Annotated in this window: 26 protein-coding genes; 8 read left to right on the forward strand and 18 right to left on the reverse strand. The window is 60.4% G+C overall.

The features are described 5' to 3' along the window. Window positions 1–170: 170 nt before the first annotated feature. Complete coding sequence (locus tag ACF6ZU_RS05720; protein WP_392890903.1) at window positions 171–962, reverse strand: phosphate/phosphite/phosphonate ABC transporter substrate-binding protein; 792 nt, start codon at window positions 960–962, stop codon at window positions 171–173. Window positions 963–1095: 133 nt separating this feature from the next. Then, window positions 1096–2037, reverse strand: a complete 942-nt coding sequence (locus ACF6ZU_RS05725; RefSeq protein ID WP_392890904.1) for a fatty acid desaturase — start codon at window positions 2035–2037, stop codon at window positions 1096–1098. Between the two features lie 404 nt (window positions 2038–2441). Here ACF6ZU_RS05725 and ACF6ZU_RS05730 point away from each other — a divergent pair, with 404 nt between their 5' ends. Then, the gene (locus ACF6ZU_RS05730; protein WP_392890905.1) at window positions 2442–2879 is read left to right on the forward strand and encodes a GNAT family N-acetyltransferase; all 438 of its coding nucleotides are present in this window, start codon (window positions 2442–2444) and stop codon (window positions 2877–2879) included. Between the two features lie 59 nt (window positions 2880–2938). Next, window positions 2939–3757: a class I SAM-dependent methyltransferase gene (locus ACF6ZU_RS05735; protein WP_392890906.1), complete on the forward strand. Its 819-nt coding sequence runs from the start codon at window positions 2939–2941 to the stop codon at window positions 3755–3757. 138 nt (window positions 3758–3895) lie between these two features. Here the strand turns inward: ACF6ZU_RS05735 and def are convergent, their stop codons facing one another. The 3 genes from def to ACF6ZU_RS05750 all read right to left on the reverse strand — a co-directional run bounded on the left by def (window position 3896) and on the right by ACF6ZU_RS05750 (window position 5755). Then, a complete protein-coding gene (gene def, locus ACF6ZU_RS05740; RefSeq protein WP_392890907.1) occupies window positions 3896–4435 on the reverse strand; it encodes a peptide deformylase in 540 nt (179 codons plus the stop codon). Next, complete coding sequence (locus ACF6ZU_RS05745; RefSeq protein ID WP_392890908.1) at window positions 4432–5394, reverse strand: YihY/virulence factor BrkB family protein; 963 nt, start codon at window positions 5392–5394, stop codon at window positions 4432–4434. Before ACF6ZU_RS05745 ends, def begins: the two co-directional genes overlap by 4 nt. 169 nt (window positions 5395–5563) lie before the next feature. Beyond that, entirely contained in the window at window positions 5564–5755 is a 192-nt protein-coding gene (locus ACF6ZU_RS05750) for a CsbD family protein (protein ID WP_392890909.1), read from the reverse strand. Between the two features lie 200 nt (window positions 5756–5955). Here ACF6ZU_RS05750 and ACF6ZU_RS05755 point away from each other — a divergent pair, with 200 nt between their 5' ends. After that, a complete protein-coding gene (locus tag ACF6ZU_RS05755; protein ID WP_392890910.1) occupies window positions 5956–6333 on the forward strand; it encodes a hypothetical protein in 378 nt (125 codons plus the stop codon). Between the two features lie 178 nt (window positions 6334–6511). Here the strand turns inward: ACF6ZU_RS05755 and fadD1 are convergent, their stop codons facing one another. Then, window positions 6512–8212, reverse strand: coding sequence for a long-chain-fatty-acid--CoA ligase FadD1 (gene fadD1, locus ACF6ZU_RS05760; RefSeq protein WP_392890911.1), 1701 nt, complete (start codon window positions 8210–8212; stop codon window positions 6512–6514). 374 nt (window positions 8213–8586) lie between these two features. After that, entirely contained in the window at window positions 8587–10275 is a 1689-nt protein-coding gene (fadD2, locus tag ACF6ZU_RS05765; RefSeq protein ID WP_392890912.1) for a long-chain-fatty-acid--CoA ligase FadD2, read from the reverse strand. A gap of 215 nt (window positions 10276–10490) precedes the next feature. Here fadD2 and ACF6ZU_RS05770 point away from each other — a divergent pair, with 215 nt between their 5' ends. Together ACF6ZU_RS05770 and ACF6ZU_RS05775 are read left to right on the forward strand one after the other, a co-directional pair. After that, window positions 10491–11435, forward strand: coding sequence for an alpha/beta hydrolase (locus tag ACF6ZU_RS05770; RefSeq protein WP_392890913.1), 945 nt, complete (start codon window positions 10491–10493; stop codon window positions 11433–11435). 33 nt (window positions 11436–11468) lie between these two features. Next, complete coding sequence (locus ACF6ZU_RS05775; protein WP_008151121.1) at window positions 11469–11939, forward strand: MaoC family dehydratase; 471 nt, start codon at window positions 11469–11471, stop codon at window positions 11937–11939. 115 nt (window positions 11940–12054) lie between these two features. Here ACF6ZU_RS05775 and ACF6ZU_RS05780 read toward each other — a convergent pair whose 3' ends face one another. From ACF6ZU_RS05780 to ACF6ZU_RS05795, 4 genes are all read right to left on the reverse strand, one after another. Further along, window positions 12055–12915 carry an efflux RND transporter periplasmic adaptor subunit gene (locus tag ACF6ZU_RS05780; RefSeq protein ID WP_392890914.1) on the reverse strand — a complete coding sequence of 287 codons (861 nt, stop codon included), beginning with the start codon at window positions 12913–12915 and terminating at the stop codon, window positions 12055–12057. Window positions 12916–12926: 11 nt separating this feature from the next. After that, window positions 12927–13133: a DUF1656 domain-containing protein gene (locus tag ACF6ZU_RS05785; RefSeq protein WP_392890915.1), complete on the reverse strand. Its 207-nt coding sequence runs from the start codon at window positions 13131–13133 to the stop codon at window positions 12927–12929. Beyond that, window positions 13120–15108, reverse strand: a complete 1989-nt coding sequence (locus ACF6ZU_RS05790) for an FUSC family protein (RefSeq protein ID WP_392890916.1) — start codon at window positions 15106–15108, stop codon at window positions 13120–13122. The genes ACF6ZU_RS05785 and ACF6ZU_RS05790 overlap by 14 nt, the downstream gene beginning before the upstream one ends. A 156-nt stretch (window positions 15109–15264) precedes the next feature. Beyond that, complete coding sequence (locus ACF6ZU_RS05795; protein WP_392890917.1) at window positions 15265–15732, reverse strand: PA2169 family four-helix-bundle protein; 468 nt, start codon at window positions 15730–15732, stop codon at window positions 15265–15267. A gap of 204 nt (window positions 15733–15936) precedes the next feature. On the opposite strand from ACF6ZU_RS05795, the gene ACF6ZU_RS05800 reads away from it, so the two are divergent. After that, window positions 15937–16173, forward strand: a complete 237-nt coding sequence (locus ACF6ZU_RS05800; protein WP_003213031.1) for a DUF3820 family protein — start codon at window positions 15937–15939, stop codon at window positions 16171–16173. Window positions 16174–16182: 9 nt separating this feature from the next. Further along, on the forward strand, window positions 16183–17364 hold the full coding sequence (locus ACF6ZU_RS05805) for an aminotransferase class V-fold PLP-dependent enzyme (protein WP_392890918.1): 1182 nt from the start codon (window positions 16183–16185) through the stop codon (window positions 17362–17364). 2 nt (window positions 17365–17366) lie between these two features. On the opposite strand, the gene ACF6ZU_RS05810 is transcribed toward ACF6ZU_RS05805, so the two are convergent. From ACF6ZU_RS05810 to zwf, 4 genes are all read right to left on the reverse strand, one after another. After that, window positions 17367–18092 (reverse strand): intradiol ring-cleavage dioxygenase, encoded by a 726-nt coding sequence (locus ACF6ZU_RS05810; RefSeq protein WP_392890919.1) that lies wholly within the window; start codon window positions 18090–18092, stop codon window positions 17367–17369. 278 nt (window positions 18093–18370) lie between these two features. Next, window positions 18371–19036 (reverse strand): bifunctional 4-hydroxy-2-oxoglutarate aldolase/2-dehydro-3-deoxy-phosphogluconate aldolase, encoded by a 666-nt coding sequence (locus ACF6ZU_RS05815; protein ID WP_150772393.1) that lies wholly within the window; start codon window positions 19034–19036, stop codon window positions 18371–18373. A 17-nt stretch (window positions 19037–19053) separates the two neighbouring features. Then, window positions 19054–19767 (reverse strand): 6-phosphogluconolactonase, encoded by a 714-nt coding sequence (gene pgl / locus ACF6ZU_RS05820; RefSeq protein WP_392890920.1) that lies wholly within the window; start codon window positions 19765–19767, stop codon window positions 19054–19056. Then, window positions 19754–21223 (reverse strand): glucose-6-phosphate dehydrogenase, encoded by a 1470-nt coding sequence (gene zwf, locus ACF6ZU_RS05825; RefSeq protein ID WP_392890921.1) that lies wholly within the window; start codon window positions 21221–21223, stop codon window positions 19754–19756. Before zwf ends, pgl begins: the two co-directional genes overlap by 14 nt. 227 nt (window positions 21224–21450) lie before the next feature. On the opposite strand from zwf, the gene ACF6ZU_RS05830 reads away from it, so the two are divergent. After that, window positions 21451–22311, forward strand: a complete 861-nt coding sequence (locus tag ACF6ZU_RS05830) for a MurR/RpiR family transcriptional regulator (protein ID WP_392893714.1) — start codon at window positions 21451–21453, stop codon at window positions 22309–22311. Between the two features lie 125 nt (window positions 22312–22436). Here the strand turns inward: ACF6ZU_RS05830 and ACF6ZU_RS05835 are convergent, their stop codons facing one another. From ACF6ZU_RS05835 to ACF6ZU_RS05845, 3 genes are all read right to left on the reverse strand, one after another. Beyond that, window positions 22437–23291, reverse strand: a complete 855-nt coding sequence (locus tag ACF6ZU_RS05835) for a D-hexose-6-phosphate mutarotase (protein WP_392890922.1) — start codon at window positions 23289–23291, stop codon at window positions 22437–22439. Between the two features lie 115 nt (window positions 23292–23406). Continuing rightward, complete coding sequence (locus tag ACF6ZU_RS05840; RefSeq protein WP_392890923.1) at window positions 23407–24753, reverse strand: carbohydrate porin; 1347 nt, start codon at window positions 24751–24753, stop codon at window positions 23407–23409. Between the two features lie 204 nt (window positions 24754–24957). After that, window positions 24958–26118 carry an ABC transporter ATP-binding protein gene (locus tag ACF6ZU_RS05845; RefSeq protein ID WP_392890924.1) on the reverse strand — a complete coding sequence of 387 codons (1161 nt, stop codon included), beginning with the start codon at window positions 26116–26118 and terminating at the stop codon, window positions 24958–24960. Window position 26119: the final 1 nt, after the last annotated feature.

The following is a 26119-nucleotide window of genomic DNA, read 5'->3' on the forward strand; positions in this document are numbered from 1 at the left end:
GGAGCCTTATTCTTTAATAATACTTAAAATGCATTTTTATATTCCATTTGGAGATTACTAAGTGACCGATAATCGCTTTCGCGAGCAGGCTCGCTCCTACAGGATTTCGGTGAACCTTGTGGGAGCGAGCCTGCTCGCGAAAATCGGTCTGTCGACACGGTCTTCAACAATCACTGCAACCGCCCAAACCCCAACCCCTCGGCTTCTCGCTGATAGTCGAGAATGACCTGATAGTCGCTCTCGGTAGCGGGCAACACTTCCTGCAAACCAAGGATCTCCACGACATCGGGTAATTCACCCAACGTCTGGTTCATCACCTGCCGCAATGTCTCCACTTGTTCATCAGTCGCCGTCGCCACGGTGATGTAAGGCAAGGTCGGGCTCAACGCACTGCGCTCCACCACTCGCAGGCCGGCCACTTCCTCTTCCGCGTACCGCGCGAGGTAGGCGAAGGTCACGCTGTCGATGGCGGCAAGATCAGCCTGGTCTTCACGCAGCCAACGCAAGCTTTCGCGGTGGCTGCCGCTTATGCCGATACTGCCGAAGAATTGCCCGTCGCGGTGCAACGGCGCCAGGCGCTGGCGCAGCAGGTTCATGCCGCTGTTGGAGTCTTCGCCGTTGATCACGCCACGGCTGCCAAAAAACTCGGGCAAGCTCCGGCGTGGATTATCGGCGCGACTCAGCAGCAGGCTGCAATGGTTGCCGCCGATGCTGTCCGGCCATTCATAGCGAGGCCGACCGACCACCCGCACCTGGCCGCGCAACGCGGTCATCAGCGGATAGCCGCAGGTTTGGGTCAGGAGTAAATGCGGGGACAGCCACAGGTCCATCAACGACAAAGCGTCGGCGTTACGGCGGACGATGCTGAGCCGTTCGAGGATGCGCGTGAGCCAGCGCTCGTTGGCCTCACGGACCGGTTCGGGGGCGACATACATCAATAACTCAGCGATGTCATGACTCATCAAAATCTCCCAAACAACACCTATCTACTGTAGGAGCCGGCTTGCCGGCGATAGCGGAGTATCAAATTGCATGGACGGTGCTGATACACCGCTATCGCCGGCAAGCCGGCTCCTACAAGGACCGGGTTTGCAGTCAGTGGAAGGGATGCTGCGGGCTATCGATCGCCCTCAGCCCATTCTCCCGCCACAGCTGGCCATATCCCTGCACCAGAAACCCTCCGCTACGCGCCAGCCATTGTTCGCGACGCGCGTGATAGGCACGGGGCAAGTCGTACCAGGCAAGGCCCGGCAAGTCGTGATGCACCAGATGAAAATTCAGGTTGAGGAACAACCAGCGCCACGGCCACCCGGCTTCATTCAGCACCGTGCGTTGCTCGGGCTGCGCATGGGGACGGTGTTCATAGTAAGAGCGGACCATCGCGATCGACAGCGCCGGCACGCTGATCAGGAACACGTAATGCCACACCGGCAACACGCTGTAGCGGGCGATGAACAGCAGCATCAGCAGGGTCAGCGCGCCGTGGGTCAGCCACATCAACCAGGCCTGCCGTTCACCCGACACCAGGCGTTGCAGTTCTTCCCGCGCCAGTGAAAGCAAGGCCAGCGGCGCGCCGATCGCGAAGCGCCCGAGCACGGTCTTGTTCAGCCAGTGCAAGCTCTGCTCGAACAGCGAACGGCGCTGCCACTGCTCGACGCTCAGGTAACGGCTTTCCGGATCGATGCCGGGCAAGGTCAGGTCTTCATCGCGGTGATGCAGCAAGTGGCTGTCGCGGTACAACGTGTAGGGATACCAGATGGCGAACGGCGCGTAGCCGAGGATTTTGTTCAGCGCGGCCCAGCGCGTCGGATGCCCGTGCAGCAATTCGTGCTGTACCGACAACCAGAGCACCACCAGGGGAATCAGCAACAACGTGCTCCACCACAGGCCCAACCGCGCACTGCCCAGCACCAGGCTGAACCAGCCGGCATACACGCCGATCAGCAACAACCAGGTCGGCCACTCGGTGCGAGCGGTCAGACGTTGGCGCAGGGTTTCGATTTCTTCTCGGTGGGCGTTATCGAAGTAGTGGGGCATGGCGTTGCTCAGATCGGGGACCAGTCCCCTTCTGTGCAATGACGCTGGGAAATCTTGCAGATTATTTTTTTGCTATCTGTAGGAGCCGGCTTGCTGGCGATTCAGGCAACGCGGTCTGGCTGACACACCGAGTCGTCTGAATCGCCAGCAAGCCGGCTCCTACAGGGGACTTGCGTTTCATGCTTGCTGCTTAATGACCGAACACACCCACCTTCTTGGCTTTCTTGTCCGCGCGTTTTTCATCGGCGGTTTTCGCCGGTTTCTTCTTTGCCGCTTTTTTTGAATCCATGCCTTTGGCCATGACCAATACTCCACTCATACGGGATGTGAGATCAGGTATACACCTATCCCCCGCCGCGCGTTCTTTTATAATCCCCCGCTTTGCGCACACACAGACCCGCCCCATGCCCGACACCCAGTACACCTTGCTCGCCGAGCCGTTATGGCCGCTGATGAACAAGTTTTATCGCGCTCATCAATCGTCGATGAAAGCAGTGCGCGACGCGCAACTCTGGGTCGCACGGCGCGACGAGATCATTGGTGCGCTGTGTCTGCGGCCGGTCTCGGGCGGGCATTGGCTGACCGGTTTGTTCGTCGACCCGGCGTGCCGCGAGCAAGGCATTGCCGCCGCATTGATCGCCGAAGCCGTGAAAGGTCTCGACGAACCGGTGTGGTTGTTCTGCCACCCGGATTTGCGCGGTTTCTATGAACGCCGCGGCTTCAGCTTCGATCCATCCATGCCCTACGCCATGGTCGAACGCCTGACCCGTTACGCGCGCAGCAAACCGATGATCGCCATGGGCTTAGAACCGTTGGTGAGGTCGACCGTCGATAATGTGTGATCGGGCCGGGATTGCCCCGTGCTAGCCTCGGGGTCGACTTCGACCTCTCTGGGACGCCCATGAAACCCGCCCTTCTCGCCTTGACGCTTGCCCTGCTTGTTCCCTCGATCAGCCACGCCGCCGAACCGCCAACGATTTCCGCCGAGCACTATGCCGAGGTGTTGAAAGGCCCTTGGCGGACACCGGAAAACGTCGCCCGCGATGGCTATCGTCATCCGCAGCAGACGTTGCAGTTTTTCGGCCTGGGACCGAAACAGACGGTGATTGAAATCACCCCCGGCAACGGTTGGTACAGCGAATTGCTCGCGCCGTTGCTCAAGGAGCATGGGGATTATGTCGCGGCCGTCCAGGCGCCGACGGTGAGCGATTACGCGCGCAAGAACGAGGAAAAGCTTAAGGCCAAGTTCGCTGCCGCCCCGGCGCAATACGCCAAGGCGCAGGTGCTGGAGTTTGATCCGAAAAATCCCGAGTTCGGCAAACCCGCTTCCGCCGACACCGTGTTGACCTTCCGCAACGTGCACAACTGGGTGCTGGCCGATACCGGGCCACAGACGTTCGCGGCGTTTTTCAAAGTGTTGAAACCGGGCGGCGTTCTGGGCGTGGTCGATCACCGCGCAAAAGACGGCGCATCGCTGGACGACATCAAGCACAGCGGTTATCTGCCGACCGCCTACGTGGTGAAACTGGCGACGGATGCCGGGTTCAAGCTTGAGGGACAGAGCGAGATCAACGCCAATCCGAAGGACACCAAGGATTACCCGGAAGGGGTGTGGACGTTGCCGCCGGCGTTGACGCTGGGGGAGAAGGACAAGGCAAAGTACCTGGCGATCGGGGAGTCTGATCGCATGACGTTGCGGTTCGTCAAACCCGCAAAATAAAGCACTGCCTGCTTTTGCACATCCCCTGTGGGAGCGAGCCTGCTCGCGATAGCGTTCTGTCCGTCAACACAGATGTTGTCTGATACTCCGCCATCGCGAGCAGGCTCGCTCCCACATTGGCTTTGGGGGGTATCCGGATCAGTCGTCGGCGTTGGGATCGAGGTCGGGGAACATGACTTCGGTGAAGCCGAATTTGCTGAAATCGGTAATCCGCGACGGGTACAACCGGCCGATCAGGTGATCGCATTCGTGCTGCACCACGCGGGCATGAAACCCTGAAGCAACGCGCACGATCGGCTGTCCTTTCGGATCGAAACCTTCATAACGAATCTGCTGGTAACGCTCCACCGCGCCCCGCAGGCCTGGCACCGACAGGCAGCCTTCAAAGCCCTCTTCCATCACCGGGCTCAACGGCGTGATCAACGGATTGATCAGGATTGTCTGCGGCACCGCTTCGGCATCCGGGTAACGCTCGCTGTGCTCGAAACCGAAGATCACCAGTTGCAGGTCGATGCCAATCTGCGGCGCGGCCAGGCCGACCCCGCCGACGCTTTCCATGGTCTGGAACATGTCGTCGATCAGTTGCCACAGCTCGGGGCTGTCGAACATTTCGGCCGGGACCGGTGGCGCGATGCGCAGCAGGCGCTCGTCGCCCATTTTGAGGATTTCACGGATCATTTGATGACTTCGTCAGTGGGTGGTTTCACCGAGTGATCCCGGCCCAGTCCGGAAACGTGCTGTTTCTCTTCGTGGACGGGACCCTGCTCGCCGGGGACCTTTTCGCCAGGGTCCTTGCCTTCGCTCGACATGTGTTCGATCACCGCATTCATCTCCGCGCCGAGCAACAGCACTGCCGCAGAAATGTAGAAGTACAGCAACAGCACGATGATCGCGCCGATACTGCCATACATGGCGTTGTAGTTGGCGAACGTCTTGACGTAAAACGCGAAGCCCAACGAAGCGATGATCCACACCACCACTGCCAGCACCGAGCCGGGGGTGATGAAACGAAACTCCTGTTTGACGTCGGGCATGACGTAGTAGATCAACGCCACCGCAATCATCATCAGAATCACGATCACCGGCCAGCGCGCGATGGTCCAGACCGTGACGATGAAGTCTTCGAGGCCGACCTGCGCGGCGATCCAGCCCATTACCTGCGGCCCGAGGACCATCAATGCCGCGGCGATCAGCAGCATCCCGGCAATGCCGATGGTGTAGAACACCGACAACGGAAAACGCTTCCACAGCGGACGGCCTTCGACCACGTCGTACGCGGCGTTCATCGCGCTCATCATCAACCGCACGCCGGCCGAGGCCGTATACAGCGCGATGACGATACCGACCGAGAGCAGGCCACCCTTGGATTGCTGGAGCTGGTCGATCACCGGATTGACCTGCTCCAGCGCCTGGGGCGGCAGGACCAGTTCCGACTGCAGGCGCAGCCAGGAGAAGAAGTCCGGCAGGTGCAGGAAACCGATCAGGGCGATCAGGAACAGAATGAAGGGGAACAGCGAAAACAGCATCTGATAGGCCAGCGCCGAGGCATAGGTCGACATCTCGTCGTCGACGAATTCGGTGACCGTGCGCACCATCACGCGATGGATGGGCAAACCTTTCATGTCCGGGAAAATCATGAGCGTCTCCTTTCGCCGCTGGGGGTTGAAGTCGGGGCGACTCAGGGGCCGTTTTCTACATCAAAGTAGCCTACTTGGCGACTTTGAAACAAATTCCGCGTGCAAGTTCAGGCTGACACAAAAACGGCCATCCGTGGATGGCCGTTCTTGTGTCTCAACAATGGCCGGATCAAGCCTTGTCGACACCTTTCTTGATTGCGTCCTTGGCTTTGCCCACAGCTTGCTGAGCCTCGCCTTTCTTTTCCTGCAGTTTGCCTTCGGCTTGCAGCTTGGTGTTGTCAGTTGCCTTGCCGACGCCCTGCTTGATGTTACCAACGGCTTCGTTGGCCAGACCTTTTGCTTTATCGCCAGTGCTGCTCATGGTGTTTCTCCTGTGAACAATTGAACGAGAAAAGTCGTTACACAAGGATGGACCGGGGGCGTTTGTGCGGAGTTTCATTTATTTTCAGTGCTACATTTCATCGTACTGTGCAGGTTGGGCTTTATGTTTGCCGACCAACCCCCGAGAATGCGCAACGTATTCAGGCCATGGCGCTGAAGATCCAATCCCGTAGGAATGTTATGAAACTCGATAAAAAGCAGGCCATTGCCCGCAGAAACCAGGAACTCGGCGGTGCTGTGCTTGGCGTCAACAACTGCCATTTCGCCGAATTGAACCGCAACCGCAACATCTGGTGGTTCGATCTCCCGGTGGCGCGCCTGGCCATTGGTCAGTACGAATGGATTCACCTGCTGATGCACACGCCGGACACCGACGAGCTGCTGCACCTGAAAGTGCCGACGGTGTTCCTGCGCGAGAAGCTCGAAGGGCTGGTGGTGCGCAACGAAGGCAAGCGCAAGGCGGCATTGAGCCTGGAACTGAGTGCGGACAAGGATTCGTACCTGCAGGACATGCGCCCAGCGGGCACCAACGTCAATTTCGCGCCATTCCGCCAGTAACCACGAATGCCTTATCTGTGGGAGCGAGCCTGCTCGCGATAAACGTTTGGACAACGCGTTCATTCAGGGAGCCCGCGTAATCGTTGGCGACCATCGCCAGCAAGCCGGCTCCTACAGTGGTTGATCTGTGCCAGACAGGCAAAAAAAAGCCCCGCATCTGCGGGGCTTTTTTGTTGGGTTACGCGGTGGTTTTCTTCGCGTTGAGCTTCTTCAGCTCTTCATCACGCAATTCCCGACGCAGGATCTTGCCAACGTTGGTCGTCGGCAGCGCATCGCGGAACTCGACCGAACGCGGCACCTTGTAGCCCGTGACGTTGGCACGCATGTGCTCCATCACCTGTTCCTTGGTCAGGGTCACGCCCGGCTTGGCAACGATGAAGATCTTGATCGCCTCACCCGACTTCTCGTCCGGCACGCCGATGGCAGCGCATTGCAGCACGCCCGGCAGGGTCGCGAGCACGTCTTCCAACTCGTTCGGGTACACGTTGAAGCCCGAGACCAGGATCATGTCTTTCTTGCGATCGACAATGCGCATGTAGCCGTCCGGCTGGATCAATGCAATGTCACCGGTCTTCAACCAGCCTTCGCTGTCGAGGATCTCATCGGTGGCTTCCTGGCGCTGCCAGTAACCCTTCATCACCTGCGGGCCTTTCACGCACAGCTCGCCGATTTCGCCCAACGGCTGCTCAACACCGGCATCGTCGATGACTTTGCACAGGGTCGATGGCACCGGAATGCCGATGGTGCCGATCTGGATGTGCTGGATCGGGTTCACGGTGGCCACCGGGCTGGTTTCGGTCATGCCGTAACCTTCGCAGATGGCACAACCGGTGACCGCTTTCCAGCGCTCGGCGGCAGCCAGTTGCAGGGCCATGCCGCCGGACAGGGTGACTTTCAGCGCCGAGAAATCCAGCTTGCGGAAACCTTCGTTGTTGCACAGGGCCACGAACAGGGTGTTCAGGCCGACGAAGCCGCTGAACTTCCACTTCGACAGTTCCTTGACCATCGCCGGCAGATCCCGCGGGTTGCTGATCAAGATGTTGTGGTTGCCGATCAGCATCATCGCCATGCAATGAAAGGTGAACGCATAGATGTGGTACAGCGGCAGCGGCGTGATCAGGATCTCGCAACCTTCATTCAGGTTCGACCCCATCAGCGCCTTGCACTGCAGCATGTTCGCCACGAGGTTGCGATGGGTCAGCATCGCGCCCTTGGCCACGCCGGTGGTGCCGCCGGTGTATTGCAGCACCGCCACGTCGCCGCTGGCCGGGTTGGCTTCCGCTACCGGCTGGCCGTGGCCCTTGCTCAGCACGTCGTTGAACTTGATGGCCTTGGGCAAGTGATATGCCGGGACCATCTTCTTCACGTACTTGATGACGCTGTTGATCAGCAGGCGCTTGAGCGGCGGCAGCAGGTCGGCCACTTCGGTGACGATCACGTGCTTGACGCCGGTTTTCGGCACGACGGTCTCGGCCAGGTGCGCCATGTTGGCCAGGCACACCAGGGCTTTGGCGCCGGAGTCGTTGAACTGGTGTTCCATTTCCCGCGCGGTGTACAGCGGGTTGGTGTTGACCACAATCAGCCCGGCGCGAATGGCGCCGAATACCGCGACCGGGTACTGCAGGACGTTGGGCAGCTGCACGGCGATTCGATCGCCCGGCTGCAAGTCGGTATGCTGTTGCAGGTAAGCGGCAAATGCACCGGACAATTCGTACAGTTCACCGTAGGTGATTGTCTTGCCCAGGTTGCTGAATGCCGGCTTGTCGGCGAAGCGTTGGCAGGACTGCTTCAACACTGCCTGAATATTCGGATACTCGTCCGGATTGATGTCGGCAGCAATCCCGGCAGGGTACTTATCCTTCCAGAAGTCTTCGATCATGGAAGCCACTCCTCAGCAACGCGAATTCAAATACCGCATTTGATGCGATTATTATTGGTGTTTGATGATTGGTGAGTCTGGCTTTTTACAGAGGCCGAGAGGTCACAAAGCGCGCCGAGAGTAGCAGCTTTGCCAAGGGCCGACTAGAGCCAAAAGCGGCCTCTACAGTCACATTAGTGACTCAAGAACTGCAAGCGGTCATTTTAGAGCAAAGAACCTATATGTCGCTGAAAGCCCCTGAATCCGGGGCTTTCAAACTGTAGGAGCGAGCCTGCTCGCGAAAAACGCCCAGGCAACGCGCTCATTCAGACAGAGCGCGTTATCGTTGACGTCCATCGCGAGCAGGCTCGCTCCTACAAGGAACTGCGCAACGCCTACGCGATATCCCGCAACTCCCGCCGCAGAATCTTGCCCACCGGCGTCATCGGCAGCGACTCGCGCAACACGATGTGCTTGGGCACTTTGTACGCCGTGAAGTTTTCCTTGCAGTACGCCTTCAGCTCTTCAAGGCTGACCCCCGACTCACGGGCCACCACAAACAGCTTCACCGCCTCTCCGGAACGCTCGTCCGGCACGCCGATGACCGCGCAGTTGGCGACTTTCGGGTGGGCCATGACCACGTCTTCGATCTCGTTCGGGTACACGTTGAAGCCCGAGACAATGATCATGTCCTTCTTGCGATCGACGATCCGCACAAAACCGTCCGGGTCGATCACCGCGATGTCGCCGGACTTGAACCAGCCCTCGGCATCCAGCACTTCAGCGGTGGCATCAGGTTTCTGCCAGTAGCCCTTCATGATCTGCGGGCCCTTGATGCACAGTTCGCCGCGCTCGCCCATCGGCTGCTCGACGCCTTCATCGTTGATCACTTTCAGCGTGGTGCCCGGCACCGGCAGGCCGACCGTGCCGATCCGCGACTTGTCGCCGTACGGGTTGGTGCACGCCACCGGCGAGGTTTCGGTCAGGCCGTAGCCTTCGGTGATGCGGCAGCCGGTCAGTTGCTCCCAGCGTTCGGCCGTGGCCTTGACCAGTGCGGTGCCGCCGGAGTTGGTCAGCTTGAGGCTGGAGAAATCCAGGGTCTTGAAATCGGGGTGGTCCATCAGCGCGACGAACAGCGTGTTGAGCCCCAGCAACGCCGAGAACCGCCAGTTCTTCAGCTCCTTGATGAAGCCGCCGATGTCCCGTGGATTGGTGATCAGTACGTTGTGGTTGCCGGTCACCATCATGCACATGCAATTCGCTGTGAAGGCATAGATGTGGTACAGCGGCAGCGGCGCGATCATCACTTCCTGGCCTTCGCGCAGCAGCGGCTGGCCATCGTTGCCGAACTGCCCGAGGCAGGCCCGCGCCTGCTGCATGTTCGCCACCAGGTTGCCGTGGGTCAGCATCGCGCCCTTGGCCAGGCCGGTGGTGCCGCCGGTGTATTGCAACACGGCGATGTCCTTGAGGCCGGCGTTCAGCGGCTTGATGCCCAGGCCCTTGCCCAGACGCAGCGCACTCTTGAAGGAGATGGCTTGCGGCAAGGCATAGTCCGGGACCATTTTCTTGACCTTGCTCACCATGGTATTCACCAGCCAGCCCTTGGCGGCGGGCATCATGTCGCCCATCTTCGCTTCGATCAGGTACTGGATGTCGGTGTCGGCCAGCACTTCCTGGACCTTCTGCCCGAACATGTTCAGGTAGACCAGCGCCCGGGCACCGGAATCCTTGAACTGGTGACGCATCTCCCGCGCGGTGTACAGCGGGTTGGTGTTGACCACGATCAGCCCGGCGCGCAAGGCGCCGAACACGGCAATCGGGTATTGCAGCACGTTGGGCATCTGCACCGCGATGCGATCCCCGGGCTCCAGGTCGGTGTGGGCTTGCAGGTAACCGGCGAACGCGGCGCTGTAGCGTTCCAGTTCGGCGTAGGTCAGGGTTACGCCCATGTTGCTGAAGGCCGGGCGGTCAGCAAATTTCTTGCAGGAACGCTCGAACACCTCGATCACCGACTTGTAGGCCCCTTGATCGATGTCCAGGGGTACGCCGGCCGGGCGTTTGTCATTCCAGAAATCAGGTTGCATTGTTCTTGTCCTCTTTACCTGAGCCTATCCGGGGCCGCTTTTCCGTCACCTTTGAAAAAGCGGAGCTTCACGGACACTAGCAGCTATGGCGAATCAGGCAAATATGCCAACGGCCGTCATTGACCGCGTGAATCTTGGTGCCGTGGCGTGGCCTGATCAGACGGCAAGCGAAGGATGCGCTATACAATGCACCGAGCCCATGCAAAGGAATCGCCATGATCCACGACACCTTCTGGTTGACCGCGAGTGACCGCAGCCGCCTCTTCGTCAATCAGTGGCTGCCTGCCGCACCTTTGAAAGCAGTCATTTTGCTGGCCCACGGCATGGCCGAGCACAGCGGTCGCTACGCGCGTCTGGCGGAAAAGTTCTGCGATCAAGGCTACGGCGTCTACGCGCCGGACCTGCGTGGACATGGCAAAACTGCCGAAACCGGGACGCTCGGTCATTTCGCCGATGACGACGGCTGGTGCAAGGTGGTCGGCGACCTCGCCAGCCTCAATCAGCACATCGGCCAGCAGCATCCCGGCGTGCCGATTGTGCTGCTCGGCCACAGCATGGGCAGCTACATCGCCCAGGCCTATTTGCTGCACCACAGCGCCAGCCTGCATGGGGCAGTGCTCAGCGGCTCGAACTTCCAGCCCGTGGCGCTTTATCGCGCGGCGCGGCAAATCGCCCGCCTCGAACGTTTACGCCAGGGACCCAAGGGGCGCAGCGCGCTGATCGAATGGCTGTCCTTCGGTTCGTTCAACAAAGCCTTCAAACCCGCCCGGACGAAATTCGACTGGCTCAGCCGCGACCCGGCGGAAGTCGACCTGTACGCCAACGACCCGCTCTGCGGCTTTCGCTGCACCAATCAGCTGTGGATCGATTTGCTCGGCGGGTTGCAGCAAATCAGCAAAGCGTCCAATCTCGCGCAGATCGATCCGGGCCTGCCGCTGCTGGTGATTGGCGGTGAATGTGATCCGGTGAGCGAAGGCAAGCGTCTGAAAGATCTGGCCGATGCGCTACGCGCCGCCGGCAGCCAGAGCCTGCAACTGACGATCTATCCGCAGGCGCGGCACGAACTGTTCAACGAGAGTAATCGCGATGAGGTGACGGCCGATGTGCTGGGCTGGATAGCACAAGCCCTGAGTCACCGCCGCCCGCCCCGATCCGAATAGTGGTTTTTTTATTTGTCACAGGAATTGAAACCGATGACCCAGGTTACCAACACCCCTTACGAAGCCCTTGAAGTCGGGCAGACCGCCAGCTACAGCAAGACGGTCGAAGAGCGCGACATTCAACTGTTCGCCGCGATGTCCGGTGACCACAACCCGGTGCACCTGGACGCCGAGTTCGCCGCCGGCACCATGTTCAAGGAGCGCATCGCGCACGGCATGTTCAGCGGCGCCCTGATCAGCGCAGCCGTTGCCTGCGAGCTGCCTGGGCCGGGCACTATCTATATCGGCCAGCAGATGAGCTTTCAGAAGCCGGTGAAAATTGGCGACACCCTGACCGTGCGCCTGGAAATTCTCGAGAAGCTGCCGAAGTTTCGCGTGCGCATTGCCACCCGGGTGTTCAACCAGCGCGATGAGTTGGTAGTGGATGGCGAGGCGGAGATTCTGGCGCCACGCAAGCAGCAGACCGTGACGCTGCCGACATTGCCGGCGATCAGCATCGGCTGATCCCTGCGCACACCTGTAGGAGCGAGCTTGCTCGCGAAGAACTTGAGAGCAACGCGTTTATTCAGGATGAACGCGTTATCGTTAACGTCCTTCGCGAGCAAGCTCGCTCCTACAGTTATTTCTGTTCCTGCACCTGCACACTCGCCGTCATCCCCGAACTCAAGTTGATCCCCTCGGGCACCTGGTCCAGTTTGATCCGCACCGGAATCCGCTGCGCCAGCCTCACCCAGTTGAACGTCGGCTCCACCTCCGCCAGCAACTGCCCGTCCGGCGTGGTGTTGCGATCGGTAATCCCGCGACTGACGCTTTCCACATGCCCGTGCAACGCCTCGCCCGCGCTCATCAACCAGACCTTCACCGGATCGCCGACGCGAATTCGCGGCAGCTTGGTTTCTTCGAAATACGCCTGCACGTAGAACGTCGAGTCATCGATCAATGCCATCACCGCCTGCCCGGCATTCACGTAGTTGCCTTCAGCCAGTCGCAAGTTAGTGATGTGGCCACCACGTGGCGCATGCACCTGACTGCGCGCAAGGTTGAGTTCGGCGACCTTGGCTTCCGCTTGAGCTTCACGCAGTTCGCCCCGGGCGATGCCGGCGTTGATTTGCGCATTTTCACGCAGCTCGGCGCTGATCGCTTGCGGGCCGAGCGCGGCGCGGCGGCTGGCTTCGCGCTCGCGCAGATTGAGTTGCTGCTGGCGGGTCTGCACCACCGCTTGCGCCTTCTCCAGCGCGGCTTCGAAGCGGTCGCGGTCGATGCTCAGCAACAGATCGCCTGCCTTCACCGGCTGGTTGTCGAACGCCTTGAGCTCCCGCACCCAGCCCGACACATCCGGGGCGATCACCACCACATCGGCACGAATCCGCGCATCCCGCGTCCACGGTGTGAGCATGTAGTACTGCCACAAATGGAAACCGGCAAAGATCGCCACCGCCACCAGGCACAGGGTTACCGCGACACGTACGGGTGTACGCATGTTTCAACTCCTTATAAAGGTCCGAGGACGACGGTGATCAGGGTCAATACACAGACGTACAAGGCGCAATCGAATAGCGCTTCGTGCCAGATCCAGCGTCCGGCCGGGGTCAGGCGCAACAGCAGTCGCAGGCCGCCAGTGACGAGCAGCGCCAGCAGCACATAAATCAGAAACGGACTGAGCAGCACGCCGCCCACCGACCATTCACGCAAGCCCATGGCTGTGCTCCTGTTGACGGCACCAGGCGCGCCAGCTGTTCTGCAATTGCAGTACGGCGCCCTGGGCCAGTTTCACGGCGTCGCTGGGCGGCAACGCATACAAGGTGTGCAAGAACGCTTCGCTGGGTTGTTCAAGGGCATCGGCACACGCACTGCTCGGGCCTTGTTCGAGCACCTTTTCCAGGGCGTCGAGATAGCGCCGTTGCGGCGCACTCACCGGCACCTGCGCCACCGCCAGGCTCAGGCGCAGATGCAGCAGCTCGTCGCCGATGTCGAGGCCGAGCAAACCGTCGTCCCAGCGACTGCGCGCCGGTTCCGGCAGTTCCGGGTAGTGTCGCGCCAGTTGCAGCAAGCGGTCGGCCATGCGCCCGCCGAACCAGCTTTCGGCACCGCGCAGATTGCGCCGGGTCAGGCGCACCAGATCATCAAGGGTCGCCGCGAGCAAACGCCGGCCGTGCCAGGCCGGATTGCGCAGGATCAGCAAGTGGAACGCCAGCACCGCCGCGCCGACACCCACCACCATCGCTTGAGCGCTGTTGAAGAACGTCGCGACGTCGAACTTCATCTCATTGAGCGGCGCCACCAGCACGATGAAATGCAGGCAAAACGAGGTGGCCGTGGCGCCGATCTGCGGCTTGGCCATGCCCAGCGCACCGAAAAACAGCGGCACGCCCATGCCCATGCACAGCAAGGCAAAACCGCTCCATTGCGGCAGCAGAATCTGCCCGACGATGAACGCCGAGGGAATCGCCAGGAAAATCCCGCGCATGAAACTCATGCCGATCTGCGCGCCGTTCTCGCGACTGGCGAACAGGCTGCACACCACACAGGTCAGCACCAGCGCGCCGGCGGCTGCGGGCCAGGCCGTCGCCAGCCAGAAACACGAGACCACCAGAAACGCCAGGGCACTGCGCGCGCCGAAGACCAGCGCCAATGACAGGTCGCGGTGCGGTGTCAGGGTGCGCGGTGGGTCGACGGTTTCCCTGCCCTCCTCCACCGCTTTCAAGGCAGCGCTCGCCGCCAGGGCGGTGTCCATCAGCAAGGTGAAACGCACCAGGCAATAGCTTTGCGCGGAGCTGATCTGCGGGTCGTGGCTGGCGTCGAGCAAGCGCGGTCGCAAGGCTTGCAGCGTCGCGGTGTCCGGGCTGGCGAGTGCGGCCTGCACCTCGGTCATCCAGGGCAAAAGCTGCTCGGCCTCTTGGGCTTCCAGTTGCTTCCATTGCCGCCGCACCGAGCGAGCAATGCGCAACAGCATCAACAGTTTCTGGCTCAGCCCGCTGATGGCCCGCGCACGCTGCCGACCCAACCCGCCTTCAAACCAGGCGTGCTCACGCTGGGCATCCACCGCGACGATGCGACCGAGAATTTCCAGCAGCCCTTTGCGCGCCTGACCGTCGCCGGCCAAGGTTGCACGCGCGGCAGTCATCCCGCTCTGCCATGCGGCGCGCGCCTGATCCGCCAGTTGCCGTTCGACCCGCATCGGCCACAGCAGCGCACTGGCGGCGGTGGCGCAGAGAATACCCAGGCAGATTTCCGTGCAGCGCGCGACGGCTTGATCGAATACCGTCAGCGGATGAGAGATGGCCGGCAACGCGATGATCGCCACGGTGTAGCCGGCCAGCACAAATGAATAGGACCAGGCACTGCGCAGCAAGGTTGAACTCGCCGTACACAGCCCGAGCCACAACGCCAATGCCAGCAGAAACAGCCACGGCGTCTGGGCGAACAGCCCCATGAACACCACCGACATGATCGTCCCGACCAATGTCCCCAACAGTCGCGCCAAACCTTTCTGCACCACCATTCCCGACAGCGGCTGGGCGACGATGAACGCCGTCATCAGCGCCCAGGCCGGTTGCTCCAGGCCCCAGCGCAGTGCGAGCCACAGCGCCAGGCCACCGCCGATCAGGGTCTTGATCGCGAACTGGAGGGCGCGGCGGTCAGGCGCGAATAAAGCCTGCAAAGTGATGGGCACGAAAAACACTCTTGGAAGGACGATTTAACGATAGTCGGGTTCGTCGAAGTCACTGAAAATCAAATTATTAGCTGGCTATCTATCAGGCGTCCAGCGCTAAAAACCAGGCACAAAAAAACGCCAGACTGGCTGGCGTTTTTGACAGGCTTTACGCGTTTACGAGCGAGCGCGAGCCTGGTTACGGAGGGCTTTCACCTGGTCGTGATTGCGTTGCACGCCGTGATACTGGCGTTCAACCAGGTCACGAATACCCACCAGGTTGTGCTTGTTGATTTTCTCAATGGCTTCTCGGTAAGCCTTCAGCGCATGGTCTTCACCACGCTCGGCTTCGTTCAGCACGGCCTCTTCATCCTTGCCGGTGAACATCGATTTCACGTCCACCCAGCGGCGGTGCAGGTCACCGCTGACGCTGGTGGAAGTTTCCGGATCGCCACCCAGCGAACGCACGGCAGCCTGCAGTTCCGACGCGGCAGTGGCGCAGTCGGCGGAGCGGGTGATGAACAGGGTTTTCAGCTCTGGGTGCTTGATGTCTTCAGCGCAAGTCTTGAACCCTGCCTGACCGTCTTTGCTGGTTTCAATCAGGTCGTTGAGTACAGAGATCGCTTCTTTATTGATGTCGGTCATTTTTCAATTCCTTGCGGGTTGATGAAAGATGCAATAGGTATTGCAGCCTGCATGCCAGCTTTGAATTGATAATTTACTCGTTATTTTTCAATGACTTGTCTATAGACCGAAAATCTGTATCCGCTTTTTTTGCATGATCTGTCAATTGGCCTGCATGCAGAATGCCTGTATTTTCCAAGGCTGTTGAATCAAGACGACCGATTGATGAATCCTGAAAAGCTCGAACTGCTGATTACCCGCGAAATGCCCTTCGGCAAATACAAGGGGCGCATCATTGCCGACCTGCCCGGCCCCTACCTGAACTGGTTCGCCCGGGAAGGTTTTCCTCATGGAGAGTTGGGCGGCTTGCTGGCCCTGATGCAGGAAATCGATCACAACGGTTTGTCGGAGCTGCTTGAACCGCTGCGCGCCAAACACGGCAAACCCGCCCCTCGCCACTGAGCCCTGCCCATGCCTGATAACACCCGCCGCGCCCGTGATGAAATGTTCTGGCAGACCTTTGCCGATCGCTACGCCGTCGAACCCGGCCCGGTGAACCTGGAAAACGGTTACTTCGGGCGCATGTCGCGCACGGTGGTCGAGGAATACCAGCGCAACATCGAGCTGATCAACCGCAGCAACTCGGTGCATGTGCGCCAGCGCTTCGAGCAGGGCCAAAACCAGGCGATCGTCGCGCAGCTCGCCGGCCTGATCGGCGTGACAGCCGAGTCCGTTGCCTTCACCCGTAACGCCTCGGACGGCTTGCAGTCGTTGATCCGCAATTACAACCGCCTGCAACCAGGTGACCAGGTGCTGATCTGCGATCTGGAATACGACACGGTCAAAGGCGCGATGCGCTGGCTGGCCCGCCATCGCGGCGTGGAAGTGATCGAGATCGACCACGCGCACCCCGCCAGTTTCGACAGTTTGCTGGCGACTTATCGCGAGGCCTTCGCGCGTTATCCAAAGCTCAAGCTGATGGCGCTGACCCACGTCACCCACCGCACCGGGCTGGTGATGCCGGTGAAAGCGATTGTCGCCGCCGCGAAGGAACACGGGATCGACGTGATCCTCGACGGCGCCCATGCCCTTGGTCAGCTTGAATTCGATCTGGCTGATCTCGGCGTGGCGTTCGCCGGTTACAACCTGCACAAATGGATCGGCGCGCCACTGACCCTGGGCTTCATCTACATCGACCCGCAGCGTCTGGCCGACATCGATCCGGACATGGGCGAGATGCATTTCCCGGTCACCGACATTCGCGGTCGCACGCCCTACAGCACGCCTAACATCCCGGCGCTGCTGACCCTGCCGCTGGTGTTCGAAGAACACCGGGCCATGGGCGGTGCCGCCGCCAAGGGGACACGGCTCAACTACCTGCGTAACCGGTGGGTCAAGGCGGTACGCGAGCTTGAGGGCATCGAGGTCATGACCCCGGATGATCCGCGACTGTACTGCGGCATCACGGCGATGCGCTTCACCCGGCACGCCGACCAGCACGCCATGGCCGAGCGGCTGCTCAAGGACTACAACCTGTTCACCGTGACCCGCAGCGGCGCGGCGAGTGGCCCGTGCATCCGCATCACGCCGGGGCTCACCACCACCGCTGCGCATATGGATGCGCTGGCAAAGGCGTTGAACGAGCTGCGCTGACGTCACACGGTGTACTTGTCGAAGTCTTCCGGTTTGATCTGCGAGGACGCCGCGAACGTGTCGATGCCGATGGTCAGGTGCCCGAAAAAGCCGTCCTCCTTCGAGTCCCGACTGAGGGTGTGGACGGTGAGGGTCGAGGCTTCGCCGCCCATGGTTTCATAGAGTTCATCCTGATCGTTGGTCAGCGGGGCAACGGCTCGGCCGCTGTATTCCCGGGTGTTGAGCACCGAACGGGAAGCCACTTCGGGAAAATACAACTGGCCGACCCAGGCGACGTGACGTTCTTCCAAATAATTGTTGCCGGCCGTTACGCGCACGGCGACGTGGATGTGCAGCGCGCGGCCGGCATAAAAACCCGGGTAGATCGTGGTGAAACGCACGATGCCCTTCTGGTCGGTGAACTGCCCGCCACGCAGGTAGGTGTCGTCGTCGGTGCGCGGAATCGCGCCGATTGCGTCGACATCCACTTCCTGATCCGGGTTGATCTTGCTCCGGCCCGAATAAGCGCCGCGCGCGTTGCAATGCCAGATATCGACGATGGCGCCGGTGACGGGCTCACCAGTCATTGCATCGACGATGGTCAGCCTGAGCACCAGGGGAATGCCGTCCAGCCCTTCGCTGATGTTGCGACGGATCAGTTTGGGGTTGCGGAAATACGCGCCGGCGATCTGTTCGGGTGACAGCAGGTAGGCCGGTGGAGCGGAGGTAACTGCGGTGTGATCGTCCATGACGTTCTCTCTTCCATAAGATGAACGCAGGTTAACGCTGGAGGCGCGGCGGGAGGCGGTAACTATGTATCGCGAGATGTCACCCTGTAGGAGCGAGCTTGCTCGCGAAAAACGTCAGGAGAACGCGTTCATTCAGACAGCCCGCGTTATCGTTAATGCCTATCGCGAGCAAGCTAGCTCCTACAGGATCAGGTTATTCGCGGGCAAAAAAAAACGGTGCACCGACCAAGCGCACCGTAAAGCCGTAGAACACACAACGAAGTGTCGGGTGAAGCCAATCAGTCCAGCAGCGCCAGAGCCTCGGCGGTGCACTCCTGAATGCGGGCCCAGTCGCCGTTCTTGATCCACTCCGGATCAAGCATCCAGCTACCGCCCACGCACATCACGTTTTTCAACGCCATGTAGCTCTTGATATTGGCCGGGCCAACGCCGCCAGTCGGGCAGAATTTCACTTCGCCGAATGGGCCGCCCAGGGCTTTGATGGCCGCGACGCCGCCGCTGACTTCCGCCGGGAACAGCTTGAAGCGGCGATAGCCCAGGCCGTAGCCTTCCATGATGCCCGAGGCGTTGCTGATGCCCGGCAGCAGTGGAATCGGGCTGTCGACGCTGGCTTCGAGCAGGTCACGGGTGATGCCCGGCGTCACGATGAATTGCGAACCAGCCGCTTCAGCGGCCGCCAGCATCTGGCGATCGAGCACGGTGCCGGCACCGGTCACCAGTTCCGGACGCTGCTCGCGCAGGATCTGGATGGCCTTGAGGCCGAACTGCGAACGCAGGGTCACTTCCAGGGCGGTCAGGCCACCGGCGGCAAGGGCGTCGGCCAGCGGCAGGACGTCCTGTTCGCGAGCGATGGTAATCACCGGCAGGATCCGCGCCTTGGCGCAGAGGCTGTCGATCAGGGCAACTTTGTCCGCCATGGAAACGGTCGGGGATGGGTTTGTCATAGCGGCTGATCCTTGGCTCATGGGCACCAGTAAATCTCTAACGTAGGTTGCAGAAACGCGCGAATCGGCATGGCGGCGACATCGTCACCGGCCAATGCGGCACTCAGGGTGGTCAGCTTGGACTGACCGGAAATCGATAGAACAGTGTGTTTGGCCGAAGCCAGCAACGCGCGACTCATGGTCAGGCGCTGATGCGGTACGGTCGGCGCCAGCATCGGCCAGCAACGACGTGTGCCGTCGACCTTCAAGGCCTCGGCGAGGTTCGGGCTGTTGGGGAACAGCGAGGCGGTGTGGCCATCGTCGCCCATGCCGAGAATCAGCACGTCGATTACTGGCAATTCCGCGAGCAAGCGATCAGCCTGCTCCGCCGCCTGTTCCAGGTTGGCGCTGGCGCTGTAAAGGCTCAGGAACTGCGCCTTGGCCGCCGGGCCCTGCAACAGGTAACGCTTGAGCAGGCCGGCATTGCTGTCGGCGTGTTCCACCGGCACCCAGCGCTCGTCGGCCAGGGTCACGATGACCTTGGACCAGTCGAGCGTCTGCTTGGCCAGATGCTGGAAAAACGCCACCGGGCTGCGACCGCCGGAGACCACCAGCGTCGCCGTACCCGACGCATCAATCGCTTCGCCGAGCTGTTTTGCCACGTTCAGCGCCAGGCCTTCGGCCAGCAGCACCGGGCTCTTGAACGCATGGGCGCTGACGCCCTGGGGCAGTTTCAAATCAGATATCGCCATACCACGACCTCCCGTCCCGCGTGATCAGAGCAATGGAGCTCATCGGTCCCCAGGACCCGGCCGCGTACGGCTTGGGCGCATCACCGGATTTTTTCCACCCGGCGATCAACTGGTCACACCACTTCCACGCGGCTTCGATTTCATCTTTACGGACAAACAGGTTCTGATTGCCACGCATTACTTCCAGCAACAACCGCTCGTAGGCATCGGGAATCCGTGCGCTGCGCCAGGTGTCGGAAAAATTCAGCTGCAACGGACCGCTGCGCAGCTGCATGCCCTTGTCCAGGCCTTGTTCTTTGGTCATCACGCGCAAGGAAATGCCTTCGTCCGGTTGCAGGCGGATAATCAGCTTGTTGCTGATTTGCAGGCGCTGCTCGGGGGCGAAGATGTAGTGCGACGGTTCCTTGAAGTGGATGACGATCTGCGACAGTTTTTGCGGCATGCGCTTGCCGGTCCGCAAGTAGAACGGCACGCCGGCCCAGCGCCAGTTGCGGATGTCGGCACGCAGGGCGACGAAGGTTTCGGTGTCGCTCTGGGTGTTGGAATTCGGCTCTTCGAGGTAGCCCGGCACCGGCTTGCCTTCGCTGTACCCGGCGATGTACTGGCCGCGCACCACTTGGGTGGTCAGGCCTTCCGGGCTGATCGGCGCCAGTGCCTTGAGCACTTTGACTTTCTCGTCGCGGATACTGTCGGCGGACAGGTCGGCCGGCGGGTCCATGGCGATCAGGCAGAGCAGTTGCAGCAGGTGATTTTGGATCATGTCCCGCAGCTGGCCGGCCTTGTCGAAGTAGCCCCAGCGGCCTTCGATCCCGACCTTCTCGGCCACGGTGATTTCCACGTGGGAGATGTAGTTCTGGTTCCACTGGGTTTCGAACAGGCTGTTGGCGAAACGCAGGGCGATCAGGTTCTGGACGGTCTCTTTGCCCAGGTAGTGGTCGATGCGGTAGGTGCGGTTCTCCGGGAAGAACTGCGCCACGGCGTCGTTGACCTTGCGCGACGACTCCAGATCGGAACCGATGGGCTTTTCCAGCACCACGCGGGTGTTTTCGGCCAGACCGACCTTCGCCAGGTTCTCGCAGATCGCGCCATAGACGGCAGCGGGCGTGGCGAAGTAGGCAATCACGCGTTGGGCGCTGCCGGCCAGTTCGGCCAGGGCCACATAGTCTTCGGACTTGAGGAAATCGACGTGCAGATAACTCAGACGGGCCAGGAAGCGTTCGACCACCGCCTCGTCCAGCTCTTTGGCACCCACATAGCGGCGCAACTCGGAAGTGATGAACGCCAGGTGCTCCTGCTCGCTGCCGGGCTCACGGGCCAGCGCGATGATGCGCGTGTCCTCGTGCAGCAGGCCTGCACCGTCGAGCTGATAAAGGGCAGGAAACAGTTTGCGCAAAGCCAGGTCGCCGAGGGCGCCGAACAAGGCAAAGGTGCACGGTTCAACCGTAATCGAAGGCATGATGTTTGTTCTTTTATCAAGTTAAGCTACAAATACCTTTTTTCAAGGCATCGCTCAAGAGAAAATGTAGTAATAACCACAACATTTTCGCAAAATACAGATTCCGAGTGGTGGTCGGTTGGAGCCATCAGTAGGATAGGCCACCGCTTGGGGCCCTATCAAAGGCCCAATTTGCATAGCCGAGCCCTTATTGGCATGGCTATAACCTAGGAAATCATATGGACCGCGTGCGAAATCTACTGGAACAGATCCAGAATCGCCTTGAAGACCTGAACAAGGCAGAACGCAAAGTCGCCGAGGTGATCCTGCTCAACCCACAGCAGGCCACCCGGTTCAGCATCGCCGCACTCGCCCAGGCCTCCAAGGTCAGCGAGCCGACGGTCAACCGTTTCTGCCGTTCATTCGGCGTCAGCGGCTACCCGGAACTCAAGCTTCAGCTGGCCCAGAGCCTGGCCAGTGGCGCGGCGTATGTCAGTCGCGCGGTCGAGGCCGACGACAATCCGGAAGCCTATACCAAGAAGATTTTCGGCAGCGCCATCGCGTCGCTGGACAGCGCCTTGCAGGCCCTGGACCCAAGCCTGATCAGCCGCGCCGTCGACCTGTTGATCCAGGCCCGACAGATCCACTTCTTCGGCCTCGGCGCCTCGGCGCCCGTCGCCCTGGATGCGCAGCACAAATTCTTCCGCTTCAACCTCGCCGTCACCGCCCACGCCGACGTGCTGATGCAGCGCATGATTGCTTCGGTGGCCCACACCGGCGAGCTGTTCGTGATCATTTCCTACACCGGTCGCACCCGCGAACTGGTGGAAGTGGCGCGCATCGCCCGGGAAAACGGCGCTTCGGTGCTGGGCCTGACCGCCGAGAACTCGCCGCTGGCCAAGGCCAGTACGCTGAGCCTGAACATTCCGCTGCCGGAAGACACTGACATCTACATGCCGATGACTTCGCGGATCATTCAGCTGACGGTGCTGGACGTACTGGCGACCGGCATGACCTTGCGTCGTGGCGTGGATTTCCAGCCGCATTTGCGCAAGATCAAAGAGAGCTTGAATGCGAGCCGGTATCCGGTGGGTGATGAGTTCAACTAGGCCCGCATCTCCTTTGCCTGAGCGGGCCCTATCGCGAGCAGGCTCGCTCCCACAGTTGGAATGCGTTTCCTCTGTAGGAGCGAGCCTGCTCGCGAAGAGCCAGTCGCAACACCGCGAATATTGAGTTAAACCCCCACCCGCGCCTGCAAACTCAGATGAGCCTTCTGCCCCGGCGCCAGGCTCAGGCTGTCGGTCCCGCCGCTCGCCGCTTCCACACAGACAAACTCGGAAATCTCGTTCCAGCTCACGCCCAATAGCGGACGCGCGCCGGGGTGCCAGACCACCGTATCCGCATCCTCGCCGGTATCGATGCACAACTCGCGCTGCCAGGCGTGGTCCTTGAGCTGCAATTCGCCGTCGTGCTGGAATACCCGCTGACAGCCGCCATCCACCCGCAACTCGCCTTCCTGCTGGCAAACCTGGCGATTCAGCTGGTCATAACCTTGCGCCCCGTCGAGCCCAGACAGCGCTACCTCACCAACATCACCAATACGCCAATAGGCATGCAAAGCCTGACTCAACTGGCACGGCAGGCTGTCCTGATGCTCGGTGCTCAGGCGCAAATCCAGGCGTTCGCCCAGGTGCGCATGCAGGTCCACTTGCCAGTCGCACAACTGCAATTGCCAGTGCAGGCGCACGCCGTCTTCGTCATGGCTGCTGTCGAGCAGTTTCCAGTCCAGCAAACGTGCCCAGCCATGGGACGGCCAGGCGTTTTCGCTCGGATGGCGGCCATACCACGGCCAGCAAACGGGCACGCCACCGCGAATGGCACCGACATGCGGCCACTTCGCCGCGCACCAGAGCCAGGGTTTCTGGCCTTTTGGCTGGAAGTGCAGCAACTGCGCGCCCTGCCGACTGAACACCGCCTGACACAGCGGATGATCGATCACCAGCACATCGCGCATCTGATAGCGCTCCCACGCAAACACCGGACGTTCGCGCAAGGATTTGAAGAAGCGTTGTAGCGGATGCTCATGCATGTGCCACGGTCCTGAAAATCATCTTTACCGGGGTGCGCCGCCCCTCCAAAAAAAAGCGGACAGCCAAGGCTGTCCGCAAAAATGCGCACATAGAGAGGAGCTTATCGCAACAGCGTTAGAACACCGACTGAATTTTCACACCGGCGACCAGCGCGTTGTCGACTTCATCCACACCGCCCGGATGGGTGATGTATTGCAGGTTAGGACGCACGGTCAGCCAGTTGGTAACGTGGAAGCCGTAGTTGATTTCGTAGTTGTATTCAGTGTCACGCAGTGGCGAGAACGTCGGATCTTCGTAGTCAGTGACATTGTTGGAAGCGTTGACCAACTCAGCGTTTTTCCTCACGTCATCGTTGACGTGAATGCGCGCGGCACCGATACCGACGTCATCTTTCGGACGCGCATCGAACGGACCTTTGTACACCAGCATCAGCGACTGGTAGTTGTCGACAACGTTGGTGTCTTTATCGTGGAACGTGGCGTTAGCCGAAAGAGTCAGACCACGGCTCTTGTCACCGTTGTGGTCGGTCAGCTGTTGCTGCGCCACGAACCAGTAGCCGGACTTGCTGCTGTGGCTGCGATAGGCGTTGCCGCTGGTGGCCGCATCGTCACCGTTGTCGTCTTCACGGACGTCATCGGCCTTGGCGGTGCTCTTGTAGTAACCGACGCGGTATTCGCCCGGCAGGTTGTTCGGGTTCGGCAACCAGACCAGTTCGACCGGCAACACGGTGCCTTTGGTACCACTGCCGCTCAGCTTGAAGCCGTTGCCGTGCTCCAGTTGCGACGGGTTCTGGTTGTACGCACCGATCTGCGCATAGAACTCAGGCGAGATGTTGTACTTCACGCGTACAGCTGCCTGGCTGACAGGCCAGTTGTACCAGATGTTGGTTGCCCAGTTACCCACCTGGGAACCGCAGAACGCCAGGTTCTGGAACTCGCAAGGGAAGGTGTTGAAGTCTTCGCCTTCGCCGAAGTAACCGGCCTTGACGTCCAGTTTGCCGTCGAAGAACTGGTGCTTGATCCACAACTGGGTCAGACGAACCATGTGACCACGGCCGTAGACTTCCTGCGAGGAACTCAAGGTGCCGGCACGCGGATCGCCAACACGGTCGTTGGAGATATTTTCGCCGTTACGGTTGGTCAGTTGGATCTTCGCCTGGGTGTTATCCCAACCCAACAGCTTTTGCAGATCCAGCGCTGCGCCCAGGCCGAACTGGTCGGAGTAACGCGCCGTCTTGTCGTTGTTGTAGCCACCGTGCAGGTTGCCGCCTACTTCACCGACATAGTCCATCTTGATGTCGATACCCTGCTCGATCAGCTTGGTCCGCTCGCCACCCCAATCCCCGGTCATCCACTCAGAATCGGCGCTGAACGCGTCGGCCGCGTGCACACTGCCGGCCAGCATCATTGCCGCCACTGCCGACAACTGGCAGATAAGCTGAGTGTTGTTCTTCTTCTTCATCCCTACATCCTCGTTTTATTGTTATTAACTGTTTTTATCTAACGCGGTTACATCAGTTGCGGCGGATGACAGGCCATCCACCGCATATCCCCCTGTAGGAGCGAGCCTGCTCGCGAAAAACCTGTGGACAACGCGTTAATCCAGACAGCCCGCGTCATCGTTCTCGTCCATCGCGAGCAGGCTCGCTCCTACAGTTTTTGAGCTTCAGCGGCCTTTGAACTGGGTGACGTTGGCGCTGTGGTTTTCTGTCTGTGGCAGACCGGCCACCCCCAGGCGCTCCCCGGTCTTGGCGTCGAACAGCAGCACTTTCGACGGATCGAATTGCAGCGTCAGGGTCTCGCCCACGGCCGGTGCAACGTCCGGCGCCAGGCGGCAGCAGACTTTGGTTTCATTGAGGTTGACGAACACCAGCGTGTCCGGACCGGTCGGTTCGGTGACCTGGACTTCAGCGCGAATGGTCGGCAAACCATTGGCTTCGCTGCCCGCCAGCACGATCTGTTCCGGGCGCAGGCCGAGGATCACTTCGCGGTCTTCGAGGCCGGCGTCCTGCATGCCCAGCGGCAATTCACAACGCGCCTGACCACTGTCGAGCAGCGCCAGCAGACGACCGTCCTTGCGCTGCAGGCGCAGGGGAATGAAGTTCATCGGCGGCGAACCGATGAAGCTCGCCACGAACAGGTTGGCCGGGTTGTTGTAGATGTCTTTCGGCGTACCGAACTGCTGGATGATCCCGTCCTTCATCACCGCCACTTTGTCGCCCAGGGTCATCGCTTCGATCTGGTCGTGGGTCACGTAGACCGTGGTGGTTTTCAGGCGCTGGTGCATCAGTTTCATTTCGGTGCGCATCTCGACGCGCAGCTTGGCGTCGAGGTTGGACAGCGGTTCGTCGAACAGATAAATCTTCGGCCGCCGCGCCAGGGCACGACCCATCGCCACACGCTGTTGCTGACCACCGGAGAGCTGGCCGGGTTTGCGGTTGAGCAGGTGTTCGATCTGCAGCAGCTTGGCGACACGCGCCACTTCCGCGTCGATGTCGGCCGCGGGCATTTTGCGGATCTTCAAGCCGAAGGCGATGTTCTCGCGCACGCTCATGGTCGGGTACAGCGCGTAGGACTGGAACACCATCGCGATGTCGCGATCTTTCGGGCTCATGCCGCTGACGTCCTGGTCGCCGATCATGATCGCGCCGCCGGTGATGGTCTCGAGGCCGGCGATGCAATTCATCAGGGTCGACTTGCCGCAACCCGAAGGGCCGACGAGGATCAGGAACTCACCGTCCTTGATCGACAGTTCGATGTTCTTGAGGGTGTCCGGCAGGCCCGGGCCATAGGTCTTGTTTACGTTGCGAAGTTCGAGCGTTGCCATG

The sequence above is a fragment of the Pseudomonas migulae genome (assembly GCF_043225285.1).
GTDB lineage: Bacteria > Pseudomonadota > Gammaproteobacteria > Pseudomonadales > Pseudomonadaceae > Aquipseudomonas > Aquipseudomonas migulae_C.

Excerpts from the sequence above, each read along its gene's own strand:
- ACF6ZU_RS05720 (WP_392890903.1), bottom strand. The coding sequence starts at position 962 with ATGAGTCATGACATCGCTGAGTTATTGATGTATGTCGCCCCCGAACCG.
- ACF6ZU_RS05725 (WP_392890904.1), bottom strand. The coding sequence starts at position 2,037 with ATGCCCCACTACTTCGATAACGCCCACCGAGAAGAAATCGAAACCCTG.
- ACF6ZU_RS05730 (WP_392890905.1), top strand. The coding sequence starts at position 2,442 with ATGCCCGACACCCAGTACACCTTGCTCGCCGAGCCGTTATGGCCGCTG.
- ACF6ZU_RS05735 (WP_392890906.1), top strand. The coding sequence starts at position 2,939 with ATGAAACCCGCCCTTCTCGCCTTGACGCTTGCCCTGCTTGTTCCCTCG.
- def (WP_392890907.1), bottom strand. The coding sequence starts at position 4,435 with ATGATCCGTGAAATCCTCAAAATGGGCGACGAGCGCCTGCTGCGCATC.
- ACF6ZU_RS05745 (WP_392890908.1), bottom strand. The coding sequence starts at position 5,394 with ATGATTTTCCCGGACATGAAAGGTTTGCCCATCCATCGCGTGATGGTG.
- ACF6ZU_RS05750 (WP_392890909.1), bottom strand. The coding sequence starts at position 5,755 with ATGAGCAGCACTGGCGATAAAGCAAAAGGTCTGGCCAACGAAGCCGTT.
- ACF6ZU_RS05755 (WP_392890910.1), top strand. The coding sequence starts at position 5,956 with ATGAAACTCGATAAAAAGCAGGCCATTGCCCGCAGAAACCAGGAACTC.
- fadD1 (WP_392890911.1), bottom strand. The coding sequence starts at position 8,212 with ATGATCGAAGACTTCTGGAAGGATAAGTACCCTGCCGGGATTGCTGCC.
- fadD2 (WP_392890912.1), bottom strand. The coding sequence starts at position 10,275 with ATGCAACCTGATTTCTGGAATGACAAACGCCCGGCCGGCGTACCCCTG.
- ACF6ZU_RS05770 (WP_392890913.1), top strand. The coding sequence starts at position 10,491 with ATGATCCACGACACCTTCTGGTTGACCGCGAGTGACCGCAGCCGCCTC.
- ACF6ZU_RS05775 (WP_008151121.1), top strand. The coding sequence starts at position 11,469 with ATGACCCAGGTTACCAACACCCCTTACGAAGCCCTTGAAGTCGGGCAG.
- ACF6ZU_RS05780 (WP_392890914.1), bottom strand. The coding sequence starts at position 12,915 with ATGCGTACACCCGTACGTGTCGCGGTAACCCTGTGCCTGGTGGCGGTG.
- ACF6ZU_RS05785 (WP_392890915.1), bottom strand. The coding sequence starts at position 13,133 with ATGGGCTTGCGTGAATGGTCGGTGGGCGGCGTGCTGCTCAGTCCGTTT.
- ACF6ZU_RS05795 (WP_392890917.1), bottom strand. The coding sequence starts at position 15,732 with ATGACCGACATCAATAAAGAAGCGATCTCTGTACTCAACGACCTGATT.
- ACF6ZU_RS05800 (WP_003213031.1), top strand. The coding sequence starts at position 15,937 with ATGAATCCTGAAAAGCTCGAACTGCTGATTACCCGCGAAATGCCCTTC.
- ACF6ZU_RS05805 (WP_392890918.1), top strand. The coding sequence starts at position 16,183 with ATGCCTGATAACACCCGCCGCGCCCGTGATGAAATGTTCTGGCAGACC.
- ACF6ZU_RS05810 (WP_392890919.1), bottom strand. The coding sequence starts at position 18,092 with ATGGACGATCACACCGCAGTTACCTCCGCTCCACCGGCCTACCTGCTG.
- ACF6ZU_RS05815 (WP_150772393.1), bottom strand. The coding sequence starts at position 19,036 with ATGACAAACCCATCCCCGACCGTTTCCATGGCGGACAAAGTTGCCCTG.
- pgl (WP_392890920.1), bottom strand. The coding sequence starts at position 19,767 with ATGGCGATATCTGATTTGAAACTGCCCCAGGGCGTCAGCGCCCATGCG.
- zwf (WP_392890921.1), bottom strand. The coding sequence starts at position 21,223 with ATGCCTTCGATTACGGTTGAACCGTGCACCTTTGCCTTGTTCGGCGCC.
- ACF6ZU_RS05835 (WP_392890922.1), bottom strand. The coding sequence starts at position 23,291 with ATGCATGAGCATCCGCTACAACGCTTCTTCAAATCCTTGCGCGAACGT.
- ACF6ZU_RS05840 (WP_392890923.1), bottom strand. The coding sequence starts at position 24,753 with ATGAAGAAGAAGAACAACACTCAGCTTATCTGCCAGTTGTCGGCAGTG.
- ACF6ZU_RS05845 (WP_392890924.1), bottom strand. The coding sequence starts at position 26,118 with ATGGCAACGCTCGAACTTCGCAACGTAAACAAGACCTATGGCCCGGGC.